General features: G+C 32.4%; 17 protein-coding genes. 6 read left to right on the plus strand and 11 right to left on the minus strand.

What is annotated here, in order from left to right:
- Window positions 1–2 precede the first annotated feature (2 nt).
- The 5 genes from HUE53_RS00210 to gyrA form a co-directional block, all read right to left on the minus strand.
- Window positions 3–2,861, minus strand: coding sequence for a peptidoglycan DD-metalloendopeptidase family protein (locus tag HUE53_RS00210; protein WP_107317153.1), 2,859 nt, complete (start codon window positions 2,859–2,861; stop codon window positions 3–5).
- 18 nt (window positions 2,862–2,879) lie between these two features.
- On the minus strand, window positions 2,880–3,665 hold the full coding sequence (locus HUE53_RS00215) for a DUF4280 domain-containing protein (RefSeq protein ID WP_014164244.1): 786 nt from the start codon (window positions 3,663–3,665) through the stop codon (window positions 2,880–2,882).
- Window positions 3,666–3,698: 33 nt separating this feature from the next.
- The gene (locus HUE53_RS00220) at window positions 3,699–4,748 is read right to left on the minus strand and encodes a hypothetical protein (RefSeq protein WP_192188595.1); all 1,050 of its coding nucleotides are present in this window, start codon (window positions 4,746–4,748) and stop codon (window positions 3,699–3,701) included.
- A gap of 447 nt (window positions 4,749–5,195) precedes the next feature.
- The gene (locus tag HUE53_RS00225; protein WP_065213294.1) at window positions 5,196–6,473 is read right to left on the minus strand and encodes a tetratricopeptide repeat protein; all 1,278 of its coding nucleotides are present in this window, start codon (window positions 6,471–6,473) and stop codon (window positions 5,196–5,198) included.
- Between the two features lie 16 nt (window positions 6,474–6,489).
- Window positions 6,490–9,048, minus strand: coding sequence for a DNA gyrase subunit A (gene gyrA, locus HUE53_RS00230; protein WP_014164241.1), 2,559 nt, complete (start codon window positions 9,046–9,048; stop codon window positions 6,490–6,492).
- A 261-nt stretch (window positions 9,049–9,309) separates the two neighbouring features.
- Between gyrA and HUE53_RS00235 the strand changes: the two genes are divergently transcribed.
- The 5 genes from HUE53_RS00235 (at window position 9,310) to HUE53_RS00255 (ending at window position 15,978) form a co-directional block, all read left to right on the plus strand.
- The gene (locus HUE53_RS00235; RefSeq protein WP_014164240.1) at window positions 9,310–11,856 is read left to right on the plus strand and encodes an ATP-dependent Clp protease ATP-binding subunit; all 2,547 of its coding nucleotides are present in this window, start codon (window positions 9,310–9,312) and stop codon (window positions 11,854–11,856) included.
- A 54-nt stretch (window positions 11,857–11,910) separates the two neighbouring features.
- Window positions 11,911–13,281, plus strand: coding sequence for a 30S ribosomal protein S6--L-glutamate ligase (gene rimK, locus HUE53_RS00240; RefSeq protein ID WP_014164239.1), 1,371 nt, complete (start codon window positions 11,911–11,913; stop codon window positions 13,279–13,281).
- Entirely contained in the window at window positions 13,281–13,787 is a 507-nt protein-coding gene (locus tag HUE53_RS00245; protein ID WP_065213293.1) for a DUF421 domain-containing protein, read from the plus strand. Before rimK ends, HUE53_RS00245 begins: the two co-directional genes overlap by 1 nt.
- 237 nt (window positions 13,788–14,024) lie before the next feature.
- A complete protein-coding gene (locus HUE53_RS00250) occupies window positions 14,025–14,387 on the plus strand; it encodes a DUF1304 domain-containing protein (protein WP_014164237.1) in 363 nt (120 codons plus the stop codon).
- A 19-nt stretch (window positions 14,388–14,406) separates the two neighbouring features.
- A complete protein-coding gene (locus HUE53_RS00255; RefSeq protein ID WP_107317155.1) occupies window positions 14,407–15,978 on the plus strand; it encodes a protein adenylyltransferase SelO in 1,572 nt (523 codons plus the stop codon).
- A 482-nt stretch (window positions 15,979–16,460) separates the two neighbouring features.
- On the opposite strand, the gene HUE53_RS00260 is transcribed toward HUE53_RS00255, so the two are convergent.
- The 6 genes from HUE53_RS00260 to mnmD form a co-directional block, all read right to left on the minus strand.
- Window positions 16,461–16,904, minus strand: a complete 444-nt coding sequence (locus HUE53_RS00260; RefSeq protein WP_014164235.1) for a hypothetical protein — start codon at window positions 16,902–16,904, stop codon at window positions 16,461–16,463.
- On the minus strand, window positions 16,904–17,260 hold the full coding sequence (locus HUE53_RS00265) for a hypothetical protein (RefSeq protein WP_014164234.1): 357 nt from the start codon (window positions 17,258–17,260) through the stop codon (window positions 16,904–16,906). The genes HUE53_RS00260 and HUE53_RS00265 overlap by 1 nt, the downstream gene beginning before the upstream one ends.
- Before the next feature lie 80 nt (window positions 17,261–17,340).
- Window positions 17,341–18,519, minus strand: a complete 1,179-nt coding sequence (locus HUE53_RS00270; protein WP_107317156.1) for an AIR synthase related protein — start codon at window positions 18,517–18,519, stop codon at window positions 17,341–17,343.
- 79 nt (window positions 18,520–18,598) lie between these two features.
- A complete protein-coding gene (locus HUE53_RS00275; protein ID WP_050855762.1) occupies window positions 18,599–19,480 on the minus strand; it encodes an OmpA family protein in 882 nt (293 codons plus the stop codon).
- 398 nt (window positions 19,481–19,878) lie between these two features.
- A complete protein-coding gene (locus HUE53_RS00280; RefSeq protein ID WP_014164231.1) occupies window positions 19,879–20,076 on the minus strand; it encodes a hypothetical protein in 198 nt (65 codons plus the stop codon).
- 78 nt (window positions 20,077–20,154) lie between these two features.
- A complete protein-coding gene (mnmD, locus tag HUE53_RS00285; RefSeq protein ID WP_065213290.1) occupies window positions 20,155–20,820 on the minus strand; it encodes a tRNA (5-methylaminomethyl-2-thiouridine)(34)-methyltransferase MnmD in 666 nt (221 codons plus the stop codon).
- A 465-nt stretch (window positions 20,821–21,285) separates the two neighbouring features.
- On the opposite strand from mnmD, the gene HUE53_RS00290 reads away from it, so the two are divergent.
- Window positions 21,286–22,353: a branched-chain amino acid aminotransferase gene (locus tag HUE53_RS00290; RefSeq protein WP_014164229.1), complete on the plus strand. Its 1,068-nt coding sequence runs from the start codon at window positions 21,286–21,288 to the stop codon at window positions 22,351–22,353.
- Window positions 22,354–22,431 lie beyond the last annotated feature (78 nt).

Genomic DNA, 22,431 nt, shown 5'->3' on the forward strand with positions numbered 1-22,431 from the left:
GTTTATTGTCCTGTTTGTGAGTTTTTATCTGGGTTTTTATTTACACTATTTCCTAATTCTTCAATTTCAACAAGTGGGTCAAAAGAAGGCTTTGACATTTTTTCTTTTCTCACTTCAAAGTGTAAATGAGCCATTTTTGCTGCTTGACCATTAGCATTTCCAGTTTGACCAGTTTTACCAATTTCATCTCCTGCGCTTACTTGCCCTGTTTTATATTCTGAAAGATGACAATACATTAAGAAATATTTTTGTTCTTTATAATTACCTTCAAGAAAAATTCTATTTCCATATCCATTTGGATCTTCTAAATAAGTTATTTCACCATCAATACAAGCATAAATAGGAGTTCCAACTGGTGCATATAAATCTAAACCATCATGTTTTCCTCCTGTTCTTCCATGAAAATCACTTTTACCGGGTGACCATTGTGTATCTGAATACCAACCTCTTAATTCCATATTATCTAATGGTTGATGCCAATCTGAATCACTATTGTCCTTTCCGCAATTACATTTAATATCGAATTCCTTTAAAAATCCTTTTTTGAGATATAAATTTGTTTCTCCAGCTAATTCTTCTTTAAGGTATTCATCATATTTTTTAAGAGCTTCTTCCATAGTTTGAGTAGGTTGCCCATATCTTCCTGGAGGTAAACTTGCCCATTCATAACTACCATATTTTTCTAATGCTTCTTTAATTTTGTTTTTTGTTATTAAATCTAAACTACCAATTCTTTTGTGTTTTAAAATAATGATACATAATTTGTCTTGTGATTCAGCAGAAAAGTCGGGAATTGAATATTTTTTTATATAGTCGTGAGACTCCTCATATACATTTGCTTTTTTATTATCTTTAGTTAGTTTTTCTCCTTTTAGCCACCACCATGTATACCTCATTATTTGATATGCTCCAGCCGCAGAAGATGAATAACTTCCAGCTGTAATAACATTTTCTGGATGTTTACTCGTATCACTAAATTGTGTTTCGCTATATTGCGTTGTATAACCTTTTTCTCCCTCTGTTCCTTCACCAACTCTCAACATTCTCATAAATGCTCTTATTCTCGCTTCACACTCACATTTCTTCCCAATTACAAAATACACCCCATCCCTTTTCAAAAATTCGCCTTCGTGTTTTTTTACATCACCTTGACATTCTGCTTGTAGCCACAGGTATTCGGTAGGTACTTTGTAGGTGTCGAAAGTGATTTTTTCGCCTTTGTCATACGAGGCATTTGCCATTGTTTTTACAATATCCTCAGATTTTGCAAATTTTTTATTTTTAGCTAATTCGTCTTTTATTTTTTTAATAATTATTCCTGCAACCGTTTTTTTCTTGGCATCGGTACTAGTATCATTTTTACCTCCAAAAGTATAAGTATGTTGTCCATCTTTTATTCCAGCCAGTTTTTCTTTCCACTTTTTTAAATCTTCATCAGATTTTGGGCGAAGTTTGATTTTTATTTTAGCTTCTCCTTTTTCTACTGTAGCTTTTAATGTGGTTAATTCGGCACCATCTTTTTTCGCTTCTTGAACGGGTAAATCGGCAGCTTTAGCTATTAAAATTTCTTCTTTTTCTTTTATTTTAATGTTTACTTCTTTTCCTTCTAGCAATACGGTTTTTGCTACTATATATATTTCTTCTTCAAGTGGAGCATTGTTTATTTTAACCAAATTAGAACCTAGCTTATATACGTCAAAAGATATTACTTCATTTTTAGCATAAGTAGTTTTAGTTAAAGCAGCTTTTATATCGTCTAGTTTTGAATATTTTTTATCTTTTCTTATTGCTTCATCTACTTTTTTCTTGATGATTGTAGCAATTTTATCTTTATCAATATTTTTGTTCTCGTTTTGAAATTTATATTGATGGGTTCCTGTTTTTTCAGTTGTTTCTTTTGTAAATTCTTCTTTGGCAAAGTAAACATCAATAATAGTTTCTACTGAAGTCTTCTCCACCTTCGTTTTTCCTATAACAGCGGGGCTTTTTCCTTCGGGGATTTCAATGGTGTGGGGTTTGTCTCTTTGAGCGGTTCCTTGGGTTTCTGCCCAATCCCATATTTCGTCTATGGTTTCTGAAATGCTTCTAAATACTCCTTTCTCTTCTTTTTTACTCCTTGGTTTGTGCTCTGCCGGAGAACCTTTGGCTTTTTTAATTGCCGTGGGTTGTGATGGTTTTTTATTTTCTGTGGGGGATGGATTTTTTATTTCTACGTTTGAGGTTGTGTGTTTTTTGGTTTTGTAATATTCTACTGTTACATAAAATTCTAGTTCTCGTATGTCTGTCTCGCCTTCCATGGCTTTTTTCATTAGTGCTTTGGTTAGCATAAAGTCTACTTCTGCATCTCCGTATAGGTCTACTTTTGCTTTTTTGGTATCAATGAGTTGGTTGGTTGTATTGTGTCCGCTGCCTTTTGCATCGTCTTCCCATAAGGTAAATAGGACTTCTTTGTTAAACATATTTATGCAATGGGCTTTGGCTCGTAGTTTTTCTGTAAAACTAAAAACGCTGCCTTTGCTATCGTCTACGTAGTTTAGGTCTACTTTGCAGATTTTCGGGATTTTGCTGGCTTTGGGGGTTATGATTAATCCGCCTCCTTCGGGTTGGTATAAATATCCTTCCAATCGGTAGGTCTCTCCTACTGAGGATTCGCCAAAGGTAAAACTGCTGTCTCCTTTTTTCTTAATATGGGTGGTGGTAAATCTACCATCGCTTCTTTTTTTGAACAGCTCCCAGGTAACCTTTGCTTGTTCTCTTTCGGATATCGGGGTATTAGGGTACCATTCGGATATGTGATAGGTGTATTTTTCGCCTACTGTGGGCGAGGTTACTCCTGATATTGCGGATATGCCTTTTTTCATTATAAATCTGTGTTTTTATTACCAAGCTTCGTTGTTTTTACTGCTGATTTCTTCTTGAAATTCTTCAAAATTCATAATGGGGTTATATAAATGTTGTTCTCGTGGATTGGCTTTTTTTACTTGGCTTTTACTGCTTTGACTTTGTTGTCCGTGTTTTAAAATCGTTATTTTACCTCCTGTACTGCACATTAATTCGGATATTTCGGTAACGCATTTTTTGTCTAAAATTTTTACTTTGTCGTAGGTTTTACTCCATTTTCCGGCTGCTGCAAAGGAGCAGGGCAAATAACCTCCGGAGCTGGGTTTTAGTTTGCATTGTCCAAAGGGTTGTGCTGATGGGTTTAGTTGTATGTCTGATTCAGTTACGGCTAGGTAATCTGATTCTCCTTCCGAATCGTTCCAATAGTGTTTGTTATGACTCGTTACTTTAAAGGATGGAAATTCAAAGCCTTGGTTGCATTGGCATTGTCCTTTTTGGACTACAAAGTGTTTGCCTTCATGTGCTGTGGAACTTGATGAGGATTGACTTGGACTTGTTTCTTTTTTTGTTGTTTCTTCTGAACTCTTGGATACCGCTACTTCTGATGTTTTTTCAGGGTTTTCAGATGGACTGTTTTTTTCTTTTATATAAGGGGATTCCTCTGCTATTAGGAGTTCTTTTCCTGCTACTACTTCTGCCCCTAATAAGTCTTCTAAAGGGCAATATAGGTTGTGAAATGCTCGAAGATGGGCTCCGTCTTTTATAGCAAATTTTTCAGCTAAGGAGTTTAGGGTGTCTCCTTTTTGTACTCTATATTTTTTCATATATAGTTGTTTAGTTTTGTTTGTTTGTTTTGTTTAATTTATTTTTAGGGTATGTTTTACATATATTTCTTGGTTGTTTTCTATCTTAAGTTCGGCTTCTGCTTTTAGTAATTGTTTGTTTTTTCTGGAGGTGTAATAGGTAAAATTTATGGTTCCTTGCCAATTTGATAGATCTTCTTCTTGGGGATCTATTGTAATTTGGGAATATTCTATAACTTTTTTACGCAATATTTCTTGAAATGTACTGCCTTCTTCATAACTTGATGTAACAATGGTTTTTATATAGTCTGTGTTTTCAAAATCATGTTGTGTTATAACTGCACTTTCTACGTTGTATGAATTGGGTTGAAAATAAAAATAATCTTTTTTTTCTTCTTTACTAAACCAACTCATATTGGGGAAAAGAACTTGGTATAATAAGGTTGAACAATAACTCTTTAGAATTTTTTTTCTGTCTGTTAAAGTTTTTTCAAACGTATCAATATATGCTTGATTTATTTCCCCTGAAAAATAAGTTAACAGGTCTAATTTTCTTTCTTTAAATTTGTTTATTATTTCTTGATGATTTTTTATGTTTATTATCTGACCTCCAGGATTTATAATAAATTCTATCGGATATATTGCATTTATACAAGCTATGGCCAATGTAGAGATCTTATCTTCTGGGGTTTCTTCTTCTTTTTGAAAATGGCTGTTTGCTAACGATACTATGGTTCCTTCTTTTTCTTTTGTGGTTTTTAGGGTCGTCTTATAGCTTACTGTAAAGGGTTCTTTTGATGATGTTTCTATTGTTTCATCTATATCATAACTGGGTTTATGAAAATTTTGGGGTAGGTAGTGTAACGGTAAGCTGCTTAGGATTCTTATTTTTTTTTCTGTTTCTTTGATTTCTTTAATTTCTTGTGTAGAGGGTAAGATTAGTTCTTTTATTCCTTTTAGGTCATTATAATTTATCAAATATTTTAACTCACAATAGGTATTGTGATATTCTCGAAGTGATTCACCGCTAATTCCTAATCCTTGGGCTACTGATTCTAAGGTATCTCCTTTTTGTACTATGTGTACAGACCAACTGATGTTCATAAAATTAAAATATAAAAACAGAATACAATAACATTTATTTTTTTTCTCTTAACAAATTTAAAAATTTTACATTAAAATAGTATATTTTAATTCTTCATTTAAATGTAGTTTATTCTTTATTTTTTTTATTTATACATACGTTTTTTACACATTTTTTTAAAAACACACAATGACTTAATTTAGTTGACTGAAGAAATCAATTATTACTCTATAAATCCTATTATTTGGACCAAAGGGAGTCTCTCAAATGAAATGAACAACCAAAATAAATTACATAAACTTTATGCCTTTATTTTATTCCATTTATTATACTGTCGAAATGAGTAAACGAAGAGGAAATTTTATTGGATTAGTACCTAAATTTATTTTTACATTTGGATGTAAAAATTAGAACCTAGGTTCATAAAAAAACTCCTCAAATTGAGGAGTTTTTTATTTATTTCAAATTTAATTTTTGGCTTTTAGTGCCTTGTATTTATCTGTCATATCAAGTGCATTATACATATTTAATAGTGTATTTTTAATATCCTTATCACTTTCAAATAATTCATACGCTTTTTCTAGATGAGGAATTGCTGATTTGTATAAATTTTCTCTTTTTGTTTTTAAAGCTTCATATTTTTTCATGTCAGCTGCTGAGGTTCCTAATTTATTCATTTGATCCACAATTTCTTTCTCTCCATCTAATTTTAAGACCCCTAAATTTAAATACGCATTTTTATATCTTGGATCAATCTGAATGGCTTTTAAGTAATACCCTTCTGCATCTATTTTTGCTTGTTTATCATTTGCTTGACCTGAAATAACGCCTAGGTTATAAAATAAATCGGCATTGTTTGGATCTTGAGCTAAGGCTTCTTGAGCATATTTTTTATAGGTTGGATAATCATTTGCTTTTAATGCTACTTCCATACCAGCAGTATACAGTCCTGTATCGCCTGGATTGGCTTGTATTGCTTCTTCTACGGCTCTTTTAGCTGCTGCTAAATCTCCTTTTTGATTTAAAATTAAAGCGATATTTTTAACTATTTCTCCTCTTTTTGACGCAACGTTTTCTGTTCTTGGAGCCTCATGAGTTCCTATTTTTACGGAAAAATCTCTGTCTTTCATTGAGGCAAAAGTTTCTTCTTGTCCGTTTGATTTATTTTTTGCTAAATAATTCGTTGCTTTACCTGAATATTTCAGGTCTTTTAACATTTTATAATAAGAAAGGGCTGAATCATAATCCTCACCGTTTATAGCTGTCCCTGCTGCATAATATAAGATTGTTGTGTCTTTTTTATCCAGACCATACACTTCGTATAATTTTTGAGCACTTTCTTTATAGCGTTTTGCATTTGAGTCTGCAATAGCGTTATTAGTTAGCAAACGTTTAACTTCAATCAAAGAAGTTTCTGCTTGTCCTGTATATTTATTTTTTCCTGAACTGGCTTCAGTTGATTTTAATTCATTATAAGCTTTAGCTGCTGCTACTAAACTTTTTGCTTCTTCAATATTTTTCTTGGCCAATTCTAGATTTGTATTTCCTAATAAAAAATAATAGTGTGCTTTTGTAGGACTATCTAGGTTAATAACCATATACTCTATTTTATCTAACGCTGCTTTGGCTTCAGTAGGGTTTCCTGAACGTAATGCTTTCTCAGCGGCTTTTATATCATCTTTTTGAGCAATTGCAGTAACTGACAAAAACAAAGCCGTTACTAGTGCTAAATTCTTTATTTTCATTTTGTTATTATTTATATTATTCTTGATTTTCTAATTCTGTTTCTGTTTCAGAATCTGTTATTAAATGATCGTTTAACTCGTTTTCTTCTAAATTAGTTTCCTCTTCATCCTCTTCTCTCATTACTTTACATACTGCTGCAATAGAATCTTTTCCTTTGATATTAATCAAACGGACTCCTTGCGTTGCTCGTCCCATAACACGTAAGTCTGAAACTCTCATTCGAATGGTTAACCCTGATTTGTTGATAATCATCAAATCATCATCATCCGTAACATTATTAATAGCAATAAGTGAGCCTGTTTTTTCTGTAATATTTAAGGTTTTAACTCCTTTTCCTCCACGGTTTGTAATTCTGTACACATCTTCTCCATCATCGTCTACTAATTTAGTTCGTTTTCCATAACCATTTTCTGTAACTACCAATATTTGAGAATCATTTACATGATCTCGATCAATAGATACCATTCCTATTACTTCGTCTTTTTCGTCGGCAAGAGTTACACCTCTTACTCCAGAAGCGGTTCTTCCCATTGGTCTGGTTTTTTCTTCTTCAAAACGAACTAGTTTACCAGACTTACCAGCAATTAAAACTTGACTATTTCCTGTTGTTAATTTTGCTTCTAACAACTCATCGCCTTCTTTTATAGTAATAGCTGCTACTCCATTAGTACGTGGACGCGAATATTGCTCTAAAGACGTTTTTTTAACCTGTCCTTCTTTCGTTACCATGATTACATAGTGACTATTGATGTATTCTTGATCTTTTAGATCTTTTGTACAAATAAAGGCTTTTACCTTATCATCTTGCTCAATGTTTATCAAGTTTTGAATAGCACGTCCTTTAGCTACTTTACTTCCTTCTGGGATTTCATAAACTCTCATCCAAAAACATTTCCCTTTTTGAGTAAAGAATAACATATATTGATGATTGGTTGCTACATACATGTGTTCTAAGAAATCCTGATCACGGGTGCCTGCTGATTTTTGTCCAACTCCTCCTCTATTTTGAGTTTTGTATTCTGACAACGGAGTACGTTTTATATAACCCGCATGCGATATAGTAATGACAACTTGTTCATCAGCAATTAAGTCTTCAATACTCATATCTCCTCCTGAATACTCAATTGTGGAACGACGTTCGTCACCGTATTTTTCTTTAACTTCTAGTAATTCTTCTTTAATTAAATTCATACGAAGTTCTTTACTAGCTAATAATGCTTTTAACTCCGCTATCAACTTCATAATTTCCTCATATTCGGCACGTAGTTTATCTTGTTCAAGACCTGTTAATTGTCTTAAACGCATTTCTACAATAGCACGAGCTTGAATTTCAGAGAGATTAAATCGTTCGATTAATTTTCCACGTGCTTCCTCTCCATCTTTAGAAGAACGAATCAGCGCAATAACCTCATCAATATTATCCGATGCTATAATTAACCCTTCTAAAATATGAGCCCTTTCTTCTGCTTTTCGCAAATCAAACTGCGCTCGACGGGTAACCACATCATGGCGATGTTCGACAAAATAATGTATTAAATCTCTCAGATTTAACATTTGAGGTCTTCCGTTTACTAACGCAATGTTATTAACACTAAATGACGATTGTAATTGCGTATATTTATAGAGTGTATTTAATACTACATTGGGTACAGCATCTCTTTTTAAGATATAAACGATACGCATACCATTTCTATCCGACTCATCTCGTATGGTTGATATCCCTTCAATTTTTTTATCGTTTACCAAGTCAGCAGTTTTTTTAATCATTTCTGCTTTATTTACTTGATAAGGTATTTCGGTTACAATAATAGCTTCACGTCCTTCTACTTCTTCAAAACCTACTTTAGCACGGATTACTACACGACCACGTCCCGTTTTAAATGCTTCACGGACGCCATCCATTCCATAAATAACCCCTCCCGTTGGAAAATCAGGAGCTTTAATGTAAGTCGCTAATTCGTCTACTTCAATATCATTATTATTTATATAAGCTAAAGTCCCATCTATAACTTCTGATAAATTATGAGGTGCCATGTTAGTGGCCATACCAACGGCAATACCAGATGCTCCATTTACAAGCAAGTTGGGTACTTTGGTCGGCATTACTTTAGGTTCTTCTAAGGTATCGTCAAAGTTTAATTGAAAATCAACAGTTTCTTTATCAATATCCGCTAACATTTCTTCAGAGAACTTTTTCATTCTAGCTTCTGTATAACGCATAGCGGCAGGACTATCCCCATCTATTGATCCAAAGTTACCTTGACCGTCAACCATTAAATAGCGTAAGCTCCAATCTTGTGCCATACGAACCATGGCATCATATACAGAAGAGTCTCCATGTGGGTGATACTTACCTAACACTTCCCCTACAATTCTCGCTGACTTTTTGTGTGGTCTATTAGAAAAAACTCCTAATTCATGCATTCCAAATAACACGCGACGGTGCACAGGCTTTAAACCATCTCTAACATCTGGTAACGCTCTTGATACAATAACTGACATCGAATAATCGATGTAAGCTGATTTCATTTCGTCTTCAATGTTAATTGGAATTAACTTTTCTCCTTCAGACATAAGTATTTACGTTAATTTATCAAATTTTTTACAAACGCGCTAATATACGGATTTATCTGGTTTTGAGCATACCTTAACAAGGGTTATTTTATTTTTTTATTAACAAATAAAACCCCATTATTAGTTAATAAATACCTACAATAACCTTTGCTCTTTTCATTTTTTTTTTGTCTTTTAGCCTGACAGTATAATTGAAATGGAATGTTTTTTGCAATTCCATTTATAAATCATTAAATTTACAATTACTAATAACTGTAAGATATGGATGACAATTTTTCACCAAGAGTTAGAGAGGTAATTTCTTTTAGTAAAGAAGAGGCATTACGTTTAGGCCATGACTTCATTGGCACTGAACACTTTATGCTTGGTATTTTAAGAGATGGTAATGGTTCCGCCATTCATATCTTAAACAATCTTTCTGTTGACTTAGAACATCTACGTAGAAAAGTTGAAATACTAAGCCCAGCAAATCCTAATTTTATTTTAGGTAATGACAAAAAAAACTTACATCTAACAAGACAAGCTGAAAGAGCTTTAAAAACTACTTTTTTAGAAGCTAAGGTTTTTCAAAGCACAACAATCAGTACGGCTCATTTACTTTTATGTATATTACGTAATGAAAACGATCCTACTACAAAATTATTGCACAAACTCAAAATTGATTACGATACAGCTAAAGAACAATATTTAACTATGATGCCAAACGAAGAAGATTTTCAAGACAATTTCCCAAAAAACGAATCGTCTTATGGTGATGATTCAAGACAAGATGACAGTTTTAATCAAAACAGCCCTTCTAATCCTGCCAACAAATCAAATAAAAAATCAAAAACCCCTGTTTTAGATAATTTTGGACGTGATTTAACAGAAATGGCTGAAGAAGGCAAGCTAGATCCCGTTGTCGGACGCGAAAAAGAAATAGAACGTGTTTCGCAAATTTTAAGCCGAAGAAAGAAAAACAACCCGCTACTAATAGGCGAACCAGGTGTTGGAAAGTCCGCTATTGCAGAAGGCTTAGCCCTAAGAATTGTACAAAAGAAAGTTTCTAGAATTTTATACAACAAAAGAGTTGTAACACTAGATCTTGCTTCATTGGTAGCAGGCACCAAATACCGCGGTCAATTTGAAGAACGTATGAAAGCGGTTATGAATGAATTGGAAAAAAACAATGATATCATCCTATTTATTGATGAAATTCATACCATTGTGGGAGCAGGTGGCGCAACAGGATCGCTTGATGCCTCTAATATGTTTAAACCAGCTTTAGCAAGAGGCGAAATACAATGTATAGGAGCTACAACATTAGACGAATACCGCCAATATATAGAAAAAGATGGGGCATTAGAACGTCGTTTCCAAAAAGTAATTGTAGATCCAACATCTATTGAAGAAACAATTACAATTTTAAATAATATAAAAGGAAAATACGAAGATCACCACAATGTAAGTTTTACGCCTGAAGCAATTCAAGCGTGCGTTAAGTTAACGGAGCGCTACATGAGTGATCGTTTTCTTCCAGATAAAGCTATTGATGCCTTAGACGAAGCTGGTTCTCGTGTACACATAACTAATATTCATGTTCCTCAACAAATCCTAGATTTAGAGCGTCAGCTGGATGAAGTACGCGAATTAAAAAATACTGTAGTAAAACGCCAAAAGTACGAAGAAGCTGCCAAATTACGTGATGATGAAAAACGCATTGAAAAAGAATTAGCAATAGCTCAAGAACAATGGGAAGAAGATTCTAAAAATAATAGAATAAGCGTTACAGAAGACAATGTTGCCGATGTGGTGTCTATGATGACAGGTATTCCTGTAAATCGTATTGCTCAAACTGAAAGTAACAAATTAGCTCATTTACCTGAAATTCTAGACAAAAAAGTAATCGGCCAAAAAGATGCTGTTCAAAAAATTGCACGTGCCATTCAACGCAATCGAGCGGGATTAAAAGACCCTAACAAACCAATAGGTTCATTTATTTTCTTAGGCTCAACAGGTGTTGGTAAAACCCAATTGGCAAAAGTATTAGCAAAAGAATTATTTGATTCAGAAGAAGCTCTAGTTAGAGTTGATATGAGTGAATATATGGAAAAATTTGCCATCTCTCGTTTAGTCGGAGCTCCTCCAGGATATGTTGGTTATGAAGAAGGAGGACAATTAACCGAAAAAGTAAGACGCAAACCTTATTGTGTCGTTCTTTTAGACGAAATTGAAAAAGCGCATCCTGATGTTTTTAATATGATGTTGCAAGTGCTTGACGACGGGTATTTAACGGATAGCTTAGGTCGAAAAATTGACTTTAGAAACACAATTATCATTATGACTTCTAATGTAGGAGCTCGACAGTTAAAAGACTTTGGTCAAGGCGTAGGTTTTGGTACAGCTGCCAAACAAGCACAGGCTGATGACCATGCAAAAGGAGTTATTGAAAGCGCATTGAAAAAAACTTTTGCTCCTGAATTCTTAAACAGAATTGACGACGTTATTGTATTTAACGCCCTTGAAAAAGAAGATATTGATAAAATCATTAATATTGAGTTGCAAAAATTATATGCTCGTATTAAGGAATTAGGATATGAACTCCGATTAACAGAAGAAACCAAGGCATTTATTGCCGAAAAAGGTTTTGATAAACAATTTGGTGCACGTCCATTAAAAAGAGCTATCCAAAAATATATAGAAGACGCTCTAGCAGAAGAAATTATTACCTCTAAAATACATGAAGGAGATATAATTGAGATGGATTTAGACACTAGTTCACAAGAATTAAAAATTCAAGTAAAAAAATCTCAAAAGCCTACAGACTAGTAGGCTTTTTTATTCGAAAATAGTTATTGTTATCTTATTTGTTTGTTTTAAAGTATGTCATCTAAAAAAGAGATTATAGGGAGCGAAGAATGGTGCTCCTTTCCTGAATTAGAAATCCCTTATATTAAGGCTAGAGTGGATTCTGGAGCTAAGACATCCGCTATGCACGCCACAAATATTACTCCTTTTTCTAAAAACGGAGAAAATTGGGTCAAATTTGATGTAAACCCTCTTCAAAGCAATGTTAAAATAACCAGACATTGTGAAGCTAAATTAATTGATAAAAGAATTGTAAAAAGTTCTAGTGGCTATAGGGAACAACGCTATGTCATTAAAACCAATTTAAGTATTGGTAATGAAACGTTTCCTATTGAAGTAACCTTAGCCAATAGAGATTCCATGGGGTTTCGTATGCTTTTAGGACGCGAAGCCATGGTGGGAAAAATGATGGTCGATCCTGAAGAAAAATACCTCTTAGGTCAACCTTCCTTTGATGAAATTAAATCCCATTATCATGTTAATAAAGAATCAAGTGCTAAACTACGAATTGCAGTACTAGCCAGCAATCCTAGTTTATACAGTAACCGCCGAATAATGGAAGCTGGTGAAATGCGAGGTCATGAAATGGAGTTTCTTAATATCAAAGAATGTTATATTAAGCTAGATGCTACAACTCCTGAAATTCATTATCGGGGCGGACGCGTCTTAGATAATTTTGATGCTGTTATCCCTCGTATTCGACCAAGTATTACTTATTATGGATGCACCTTGATCCGCCAATTTGAAGCTATGAGAGTTTTTACTCTTAACTCCGCAGCGGCTATTACCCAATCTAGAGACAAATTGTTTTCTCTTCAATTATTATTACAAAGTGGTATTGACATTCCTACTACGGGATTTGCTAATTCTCCCTTGGATACAAATGATTTGATTAAAATGGTTGGAGGATCACCACTAATAATCAAATTATTAGAAGGAACTCAAGGAAAAGGAGTTGTATTAGCAGAAACAAAAAAAGCAGCTGAATCCGTAATCAATGCTTTTAAAAGTCTTAATGCAAATATTTTAGTACAAGAATTCATCAAAGAAGCTAATGGTAAAGATTTACGCCTTTTTGTTGTAGATGGCAAAGTGGTAGCCGCTATGCAAAGAGAAGCTGCTCCCGGTGAGTTCAGAGCAAATATACACATGGGAGGAAGTGCATCTGTTATAAAAGTAACTGCTGCTGAAAAAAAAATAGCCATCAAAGCAGCCAAAGCAATGGATTTAAAAGTAGCTGGAGTAGACATCATTCGCTCTAGTAAAGGACCTCTTCTATTAGAAGTAAATTCTTCTCCTGGACTAGAAGGTATAGAAGGAGCTACACATAAAGATATTGCTGGCGAAATGATAAAAGCTATTGAAAAAAGTTTTAAAATAAAATAATGAATCCTTTTATAGACATTATTATTCGTAGTTCATGCGTTTATTTCTTTATGATAATTGCGCTTCAACTATTTGGTAAAAAAGAGCTATCGCAACTTAATACAGCTGATGTTATTCTTATTTTACTCATTAGTAATTCTGTACAAAATGCAATGGTAGGAAGTAATACTTCTCTATTAGGAGGTCTAACAGCAGCTTTAGCTCTTTTTATAATCAACGTGGTGTTTAAAAAAGCTATGATAAAATCAAATGTTATTAAAAATTTAATAACCAGTAAACCTGAAATATTAATACATGACGGAATTACTGATTATAAAACTTTAACTCGCCTAGGAATAACTTTAGAAGAACTAGAACAAGCCATACGAGAACACGGAATTGAACATTTTGAAAACGTTAAACTTGCTATGTTTGAAACCAATGGAACTATTAGTGTGATTTCTGGAGAAAATAATTTAGTACAAACCAAACATAGACGCAAACATATACATAAATCGATGTTTTAATATATAAGTAAGAATATACAACAGTAGCACAACAAAACAATGGTGTAACCTAAATTATGCGTTAGCCTTTCGGATCAAGATGAAAAAGGCAAAGAAGTTAAAAATAAACAGCTATTTTTACCAAAACTGTAGTTTTATCACCTTGAGAACAAAAAATGAAGTCGTTTTTATCTGTAATAAATTTTTAATGTATAATCTGGGTTTAAAAACATTACAACCTCTAAAAAAAAAGTAATTATGATAATCTTAGCAAAAAGCAGTATTCTTTTTATAGCCTTTATACATATATATATCCTATGGCTTGAAATGTTTGCTTGGACCACGAAGGGACCTAATGTTTTTAAAAATATTCCAAAAAATTTATTCGAACCAACCAAAAAATTAGCTGCCAATCAAGGTTTATATAATGGTTTTTTAGCAGCTGGATTGATCTGGTCCTTATTCATAAATAATCCTGAATGGTTTAAAAATATAGCTTTATTCTTTTTAAGCTGTGTAGCTATTGCAGGAATTTATGGTGCTTTAACAGTTTCCAAACGCATTTTATATGTACAAACCATTCCTGCATCATTAGCAATACTTACTGTTTTATTCCATTAATTCTTTTTTAAAAATTTATATGTCTTTATCCTTTTCAATCAAAAATAAATTTACAAAGGAGTTACCTGCTGACTCAATTAATGAAAATACAGTTCGTAAAGTATTCGAATCAGCTTTTTCCTTTGTTACTCCTACTCCTCCTAAAAAACCCCATTTAATTCATGCAAACATTGGTTTTGCAAACGAATTAGGACTCTCGGTAAGTGATGTAAAATCAGACGATTTTCTTTCCTTTTTCTCTGGAAAAAAAATCTATCCTGAAACAAACCCTTTTTCAATGTGTTATGGAGGGCATCAGTTTGGTGTTTGGGCAGGACAACTGGGCGACGGTCGTGCCATTAATCTGTTTGAAATTGAAAATAACAACAAAAAATACACCCTTCAATTAAAAGGTGCTGGAAAAACCCCTTATTCAAGAAATGCTGATGGTTTAGCAGTACTCCGCTCTTCTATTAGAGAGTACTTATGTGCTGAAGCCATGAACTCTTTGGGTATTCCTACTACCCGATCCTTGAGTATTATAACAACAGGAAATGATGTATTAAGAGATGTTTTATACAATGGAAACCCCGCTTATGAAAAAGGGGCTATAGTCTGCCGCGTTGCTCCTTCATTCATTCGATTTGGTAATTTTGAATTATTTGCCGCTAGAAATGATTTAAAAAATTTACAATTATTAACTGATTTTACGATCAAACACTATTTTCCTGAGATTAAAACTACAGGAAAAGAGGCCTATATTGCGTTTTTTCAAACAGTTGCTCAACTAACGCGAAAATTAATAACAAACTGGCAACAAGTAGGTTTTGTTCATGGCGTAATGAATACAGACAATATGTCTATTCATGGCATTACTATTGATTATGGCCCTTATGGCTGGTTAGATGATTTCAATCCTAATTGGACACCCAATACTACTGATGCTCATCAGCATAGATACGCTTTTGGTAATCAACCTCAAATATCGCTTTGGAATTTATATCAACTAGCCAATGCTCTATATCCTTTAATTAATCAAACCGAGGAATTAGAAAAAATATTACACGAATATGAAGATGAGTACGAAAACGACTATATGAATATGATGCGAAAAAAATTAGGTCTTACTCAAGCTCATAGCACTGATCGTGAACTAATCTATCAACTTATAAATTCATTGCAATTACAAGAAACAGATTATACCATTTTCTTCCGATTGCTTGGAAATGTTTCAAAAGAAAAAACTAAAGAAAACGCATTTGAAACGATACAATCTTCTTTTTACGAAATACCAAATAAAAATCCTGAATTTGAACATTTATGGTCAGTATGGTTTCAAAATTATTTAAATAGAATTAACCTAGAACCTCTTTCTGATGAAGAAAGAAAAGAAAAAATGAATTTAGTAAATCCAAAATATATTCTTAGGAATTATATGGCTCAACTTGCTATAGAAAAAGCAGAGCTAGAAGATTATACATTACTGGAAGAACTCTATCAAGTAATTCAAAAGCCTTATGAAGAACAACCTGAATATGAAAAATGGTTCACTAAAAGACCCGATTGGGCAAAAGAAAAAATAGGTTGCTCACAACTCTCTTGTAGTTCTTAAACCAATGAACATTTGATTGCTAATATGTCGTTCCTCTTTTTGAGTGACAAAGAAAACTACCAATTGATTAACACTATTCCAAAAAATGTACTTATCGCGTCATTTTTGGAATACATCCTTCGTTTTAAATTATAATTATACCATCTATTATAAATAATACTTTTGACGTACAAACGAAACCCAAAAAGTTATAATATTCATTCTTTTTAGGTATAAAACAAAGGGAGTTATCTAAAAATGTATAATCTGGTTATTTGAATGACAAAGAAGAAGACCTATAAAAGGGTACTATCTTTCATTTTGACCAAAGGGAGGATCGAACGAAGTAAGCAGGAGATGCCACAGACTGTATAGGTGACTTCCCCTGTCGTTTGAAAAGACAAACTTTAAGTTATTACTTTTTAGACACTTACTTATAATTATTGAACAGTAGATATGGATAGTTATTTTTCGAACAGGCTCATTAATAAAATGTTTTTTTATTATCCTCTAAATTTCCATTCAAATTCATCGGAGTGATCATTAAATACGGCTCCTAATTCAAAACGAATTATAGAACCATACTCCACTTGAAAAATCATCCAATTTGATTCGTTAAAATAGTTGTCTACTGAATCAAAGGATTCTATTTCTAAAGGTTTCCATTTTTTAGCATTTAATAATTCTTGAATTTCGTTAATAGGTTGTGCTAAAATAGTTTTCTCAAATAATATTAAATCTGGATTAGAGGAAATAATATATCCTAAACGAAATGCTTCATCTTCGTAAAACGTCAAACGCCATTTTTGATCATTATACAAATAGATTAAGTTTTGTTCTTCATCTTCAAATTGTTTGTTGGGTTGACCGTATAATTTTACGACATCATTGGGTTTCATCCCGAAAACCAATTGATCAATTCCTATTTTTGGATTAATTTTCATCATTATTCAGCAAATTCATCATATCTTGTAGGTACTTGTGGATCGTATAAAGGACATTTGAATTCCTCCATTATTTGGCACAATTTATCCATATCCGTACCTTTAGTTCCATAACAATTAATTAACACGCTCTGACTAGTAGTTTGTATATGAAAAGCACCTACTCCCATCGTATTTTTAAAACTCATTGCGTCTATTTTTTCCCATTTAGAAAACACATTGGAAATACGACTCATAATAAGCGTAAGAGGAAGTTCTTCCAACCCTTCAATCATTTCTTTTTCTAACAATCTTTCATACACTTCATGATTATTAAGGTAAACCTCGTCTTTGTATTTCCAAAATAGTAATTCGTACATTGGGTATTGAATTTTTAGATTCGCTTTTATTTTTTATACATTGTTATTACTTCGTATAAGTATCATTTGTTTTACCTAAATTAGTATTCAAAAATACCAAATTCGGAGGTAATGGTTAATTTTTTAGTTTCAGAAGCTTCCACTCGACCTATAATTTTTGCATCAATATTAAATGACTGGGCTATCGTTATGATATTGTTTGCTATTTCGGAAGGAACGTACAATTCCATGCGATGACCACAATTAAATACTTGGTACATTTCTTTCCAATCGGTCTTAGATTGTTCTTGAATTAACTTAAATAAAGGAGGAACCTCAAATAAATTGTCTTTAATAATGTGAAGATTCTCTACAAAATGTAAAATTTTTGTTTGAGCTCCACCGCTACAATGTATCATTCCATGAATTTGATTTGGAGTATATTTTTCTAAAATTTGTTTGATCACAGGCGCGTAAGTACGCGTAGGTGACAATACTAATCTTCCTGCGTCTATAGGAGATCCTTCAATAGGATCTGTAAGTTGAATTTGTCCTGAATAAATTAATTCTGATGGTACTGAAGCATCATAACTTTCAGGATATTTACTTGCTAATTCATTAGTAAACACATCATGTCTAGCGGAGGTTAAACCATTGCTTCCCATTCCTCCATTATACATTGTTTCATAACTAGCTTGTCCGTAAGAAGCTAAACCAACGATTACATCTCCTTCTGTAATACGGGCATTATCTATAACCTCTGAACGCTTCATACGAGCTGTAACGGTAGAATCTACAATAATGGTACGAACTAAATCTCCTACATCAGCCGTTTCACCACCTGTGGTGTGAATGGTAACTCCAAAGGATTTTAATTCTTCTATAAGTTCTTCTGTTCCATGAATAATAGCAGAGATAACCTCCCCTGGAATTAGGTTTTTATTACGTCCGATGGTAGAGGACAACATTATATTGTTTACTGCACCTACACATAACAGATCGTCTATATTCATAATAAGTGCGTCTTGTGCAATACCTTTCCATACGGATAAATCACCTGTTTCTTTCCAGTACATATAAGCTAGTGATGATTTTGTACCTGCACCATCAGCGTGCATAACCAAACAGTAATCATCGTCTGATGTTAGATAATCGGGAACAATTTTACAAAAAGCTTTAGGAAATAAACCTTTATCTATATTTTTTATGGCGTTATGTACATCTTCTTTAGATGCAGAAACACCACGCATTGCGTAACGCTTTGAAGTATCAGAAGTCATTATATAAAGTTATGTTGTTGTCGCGCAAATATAAAAAGAAGTTAATTCTTAACATGAAATCCTATCTTTTTTTTTAAAACTAATTCTCGACGACTTCTATTTCTACTCTTCTATTGGCAGCTCTTTCTTCTTCGTTTTTTTCAGGTAAATCATATAATGGTTGGGTACTACCAAATCCTTTGTAGGACATTCTCGTTTTGTCAATATTTTTAAATTCTAGAAATTTATATACTGCCTTAGCTCGTTGAGTTGACAAATCTTGCCTGTCTTTTGCTACGCAACAAACATGTCCTTGGATTTGTATTTTTAACCTTGGATTTTGTTGCATAACTAACCAGAGTTCATATAGTTTTCCTCTAGACTCTTTGGTTATAGCAAAGGTATTTAGCACAAAATTTAGATTTTCAATTTTCAATTTTTCTCCAACCTTGGATTCGTATAATTTTTTCATAAACTGAACATCTAAATCTATTTCGGTTTCACTTCCATCGGGGTTATTTAGTACGATAGTCTTAGGAAAAACAATAGATTCGTTGATCAATTGAGTTGGTATTTTTGATGCTATGATTTCTTTTTCTTTATATAAATCTTTTTCTTTTAAAAAAAAGAGTACTACTTTTCTGTTTTCAGCTTTTATATTTGATTGTTTGTGTAATTCTCCGAAATTTATTTTTTTAAAATCTTCTCGAATTACGATTTTCCCTTTTATAAGATTAAAAACGGTTTCTGTTCTTTTTTTAGCTAAACTGTCATTGTATTGATAGGTTCCATCTTCATCTGTATACCCCTTTAAAGTTAAAATTTTACTTTTTTTATTTTCTTGAATCCATTTTTCTAATACTCCTTTTTCAGAAGGAGCTAAATCATATTTATCGCTCTTAAAATAAATAGAAAATTGTTCTTGTCCAAAGAACTTTAAATTCAAAAAAAACATCAATAAAACGTATGGTAACTTACTCATTTAAAAGTTTTTTATATAAATCCTCAATTTTATAATATTACACGTAATATAAAAAAATAATATAATTCTTGTTTATTTTTTTTTTAATTCCAAATTTTATTACAGATAAAAAGGGCTTTGAATCTAAAAAAATATTTCTTTTTTTGTCTTCAATATAGTAAAACTAGATCTTCTGGAGAAAAATTTCGTCCCTTTTTTCTTCTTTGCTCTTTTCTTCTTCAGCACAAAATCCAACGCATAATATTGGAGTTTAATAAACAGAAACTGTCGTAAAAGTTGAACTCACTTTCTAAGAATCTAATATATGAAAATCATCTCCGATAGGTATCCGAATATTTTAGTAATAAAAAAGGCTGTCCTAAAAAAGTTTAGAACAGCCTCGTGTGTGTTATTTAATATTAATCTTCTAAATAAATTTTACATTTTCTTAATTCTGGTTTTTCATGTGTGTATTGATAAAACCAAGATGACAACTCTTCTACTTCATAAGGCAAAAGAATTTTTAGTGCTTTTTGTAATTCTTTTGCAAATAATTTGGCATCAAAACTTACTCTTTCTAAGATTGATTTAACAAAATCAATATTTCTCTTTGGCATGCTATTTAGTTTTATTTTAGTTTACCAAATTTAATTCTTTTAAGGTTAAATAAGTCTTAAAATAACTATAATTTTTCTTTAATTTTTTTTAAAACCTATCATCATTTCTCTTTTACCCGGAGGTCCAGGAACCTTAACCACCTCAAAACCAACAGATTTCATAGCGCGTTTAACAACACCTCGTGCTGCATACGTTACTAACACTCCTTTGTCCTTTAGTGCTTTATACATTTTATGAAATATTTCTTCGGTCCACAAATCGGGTTGTACTTGGTAACCAAAAGCATCGAAATAAATTAAATCAAAGCGATTGGTATCTTCTATCTCATGAAAAAACTGTTTTCTTTTTTTTAAGGAAAACCTTTCGCTTAAATCTATTTCTTTGTTCCATTCTGAAATGTGTATTTTTTCAAAAATAGGAATTTTAGATTCTTCATTTAAAGCGGAACAATAATTCATCTTTTGTACTTCGTCTATATTTATGGGATAGGCTTCTACCCCTTCATATTTTATGTACTGCTTTTTTCGTTCTGATTCTAAAAATGTAATAAAAGCATTTAGGCCTGTTCCTAAACCTATTTCTAAAATTGAAATGGATTGGTTTTCAAAAAAATCTAAACCATTTTTTATAAATACGTGATAAGCCTCTTGAATAGCTCCCATCTTTGAATGATAACATTCGTTCCAATCTACTAATTGAATAGTCGTAGATCCATCTAGGGTCGTTATAATTTTTCGTTCCAATGTTCTATTTGTAGTTTTATGACTGATATCTGTTCTATATTCTTATTCGTATCAAACATTCTATAAGAAATTTATACTTCTAAATATTTTCTTTACAAATCTATGAAGTTCGTTTCACTTTATAAAGACTTGTCACAATTAGTCAATATACATTCTATCTGTTTTTTTTACCCAATCTTATTCTAAGTAATGATGCAATAAAGTCCTTTCTTATTTTAAAATTGAGACAATTTAAAACACATTGGTAATGCAACCTCTTATGCGTTTTTCTTATTTAAATTTATTTCAAAAAAAAACTCTTGCTAAAATATTTTTAATTTAATTTTTCTTAATTTATAGCAAAAATTTTAATAAAAAACCTTTTTATTTCAACAAAATAAAATAATATTGACTTTTAAGCGAAAAAAAATACATATTTCACAACAAAAGATATTATTTTTTTTAACTTAGCAAGAAAAAAAGGTAATGAGCTTACAAACTATAAGTGACATTGAAATAATTAAGAGCACTTCTTCCAAAATTAATCAAATTGATTTTGATGCTTTAACTTTTGGTAGTGTATTTACAGATCACATGCTTGTTTGTGATTACAGGAATGGTTCTTGGGAAAAACCTACCATTCAACCTTACCAACCTTTTACATTAGATCCTTCTGCAAAAGTCTTTCATTACGGACAAGCTATTTTTGAAGGTATGAAGGCTTATAAGGCAGAGGACAATTCGGTTTGGTTATTCCGCCCACAAGAAAACCATATTCGCATGAATAAATCAGCTGTACGTATGTGTATGCCTGAGGTTCCAGAATTTATTTTTATAGATGCTTTAAAAGAATTGCTAAAAATTGATGAGGCTTGGATTGAAAAAGGAATAGGTAATACCCTTTATATTCGACCATTTATGATAGCTATAGGTAGTGGAGTGATTGCACAACCTTCTTCTCAATATCGTTTTTGCGTTATTCTATCACCAGCTAGAGCTTATTATTCAGGCGATGTGAAAGTAATGATTGCTGATTATTACAGTAGAGCTGCTAATGGAGGAATAGGTGCAGCAAAAGCTGCTGGGAATTATTCTGGGCAATTTTACCCTACTAAACTTGCAAATGAAGCTGGGTTTCAGCAAATAATTTGGACTGATGATGCTACACACACACAACTAGAAGAATGCGGTACAATGAATGTGTTTTTTAGAATTAACAACACATTACTTACAGCCCCCACTAGCGATCGTATCTTGGATGGAATAACTCGTAAAACCTTAATTACCTTAGCTGAAAGTAAAGGTATACAAGTAATGGTACGTCCAGTATTTGTTTCTGAATTAATTGAAGCAGCAAAAGACGGTAGTTTACTTGAAATTTTTGGAGCGGGTACTGCAGCTGTTGTAAGCCCTATAAAAGGTTTTCAATACAAAGAAGAATATTACGAACTGCCTACTATTGACAATTCTTATGCAAAACAATTAAAAGAATCACTAACTTTTATTCAGCATAAAGTAACTAATGATCCTTTTGGATGGACTGTTAAGATCTAATTGCTTATTATGTAAGTCTTTCTTTTAAATTTAAATAAATCATACCTCCTGTTTTTTAAAAATTAGATATCTTTAAAA

Source organism: Flavobacterium columnare, assembly GCF_014844295.1.
In the GTDB taxonomy this organism is placed as follows: Bacteria; Bacteroidota; Bacteroidia; order Flavobacteriales; family Flavobacteriaceae; genus Flavobacterium; species Flavobacterium columnare.

Bases quoted from the DNA above. Each gene is read 5' to 3' on its own strand.
- HUE53_RS00255 (WP_107317155.1), top strand. From the start codon at position 14,407: ATGTCTTTATCCTTTTCAATCAAAAATAAATTTACAAAGGAGTTACCT.
- HUE53_RS00210 (WP_107317153.1), bottom strand. From the start codon at position 2,861: ATGAAAAAAGGCATATCCGCAATATCAGGAGTAACCTCGCCCACAGTA.
- HUE53_RS00250 (WP_014164237.1), top strand. From the start codon at position 14,025: ATGATAATCTTAGCAAAAAGCAGTATTCTTTTTATAGCCTTTATACAT.
- gyrA (WP_014164241.1), bottom strand. From the start codon at position 9,048: ATGTCTGAAGGAGAAAAGTTAATTCCAATTAACATTGAAGACGAAATG.
- HUE53_RS00245 (WP_065213293.1), top strand. From the start codon at position 13,281: ATGAATCCTTTTATAGACATTATTATTCGTAGTTCATGCGTTTATTTC.
- HUE53_RS00235 (WP_014164240.1), top strand. From the start codon at position 9,310: ATGGATGACAATTTTTCACCAAGAGTTAGAGAGGTAATTTCTTTTAGT.
- HUE53_RS00270 (WP_107317156.1), bottom strand. From the start codon at position 18,519: ATGACTTCTGATACTTCAAAGCGTTACGCAATGCGTGGTGTTTCTGCA.
- HUE53_RS00265 (WP_014164234.1), bottom strand. From the start codon at position 17,260: ATGTACGAATTACTATTTTGGAAATACAAAGACGAGGTTTACCTTAAT.
- HUE53_RS00275 (WP_050855762.1), bottom strand. From the start codon at position 19,480: ATGAGTAAGTTACCATACGTTTTATTGATGTTTTTTTTGAATTTAAAG.
- HUE53_RS00225 (WP_065213294.1), bottom strand. From the start codon at position 6,473: ATGAAAATAAAGAATTTAGCACTAGTAACGGCTTTGTTTTTGTCAGTT.
- HUE53_RS00260 (WP_014164235.1), bottom strand. From the start codon at position 16,904: ATGATGAAAATTAATCCAAAAATAGGAATTGATCAATTGGTTTTCGGG.
- HUE53_RS00280 (WP_014164231.1), bottom strand. From the start codon at position 20,076: ATGCCAAAGAGAAATATTGATTTTGTTAAATCAATCTTAGAAAGAGTA.
- HUE53_RS00290 (WP_014164229.1), top strand. From the start codon at position 21,286: ATGAGCTTACAAACTATAAGTGACATTGAAATAATTAAGAGCACTTCT.
- HUE53_RS00215 (WP_014164244.1), bottom strand. From the start codon at position 3,665: ATGAAAAAATATAGAGTACAAAAAGGAGACACCCTAAACTCCTTAGCT.
- rimK (WP_014164239.1), top strand. From the start codon at position 11,911: ATGTCATCTAAAAAAGAGATTATAGGGAGCGAAGAATGGTGCTCCTTT.
- HUE53_RS00220 (WP_192188595.1), bottom strand. From the start codon at position 4,748: ATGAACATCAGTTGGTCTGTACACATAGTACAAAAAGGAGATACCTTA.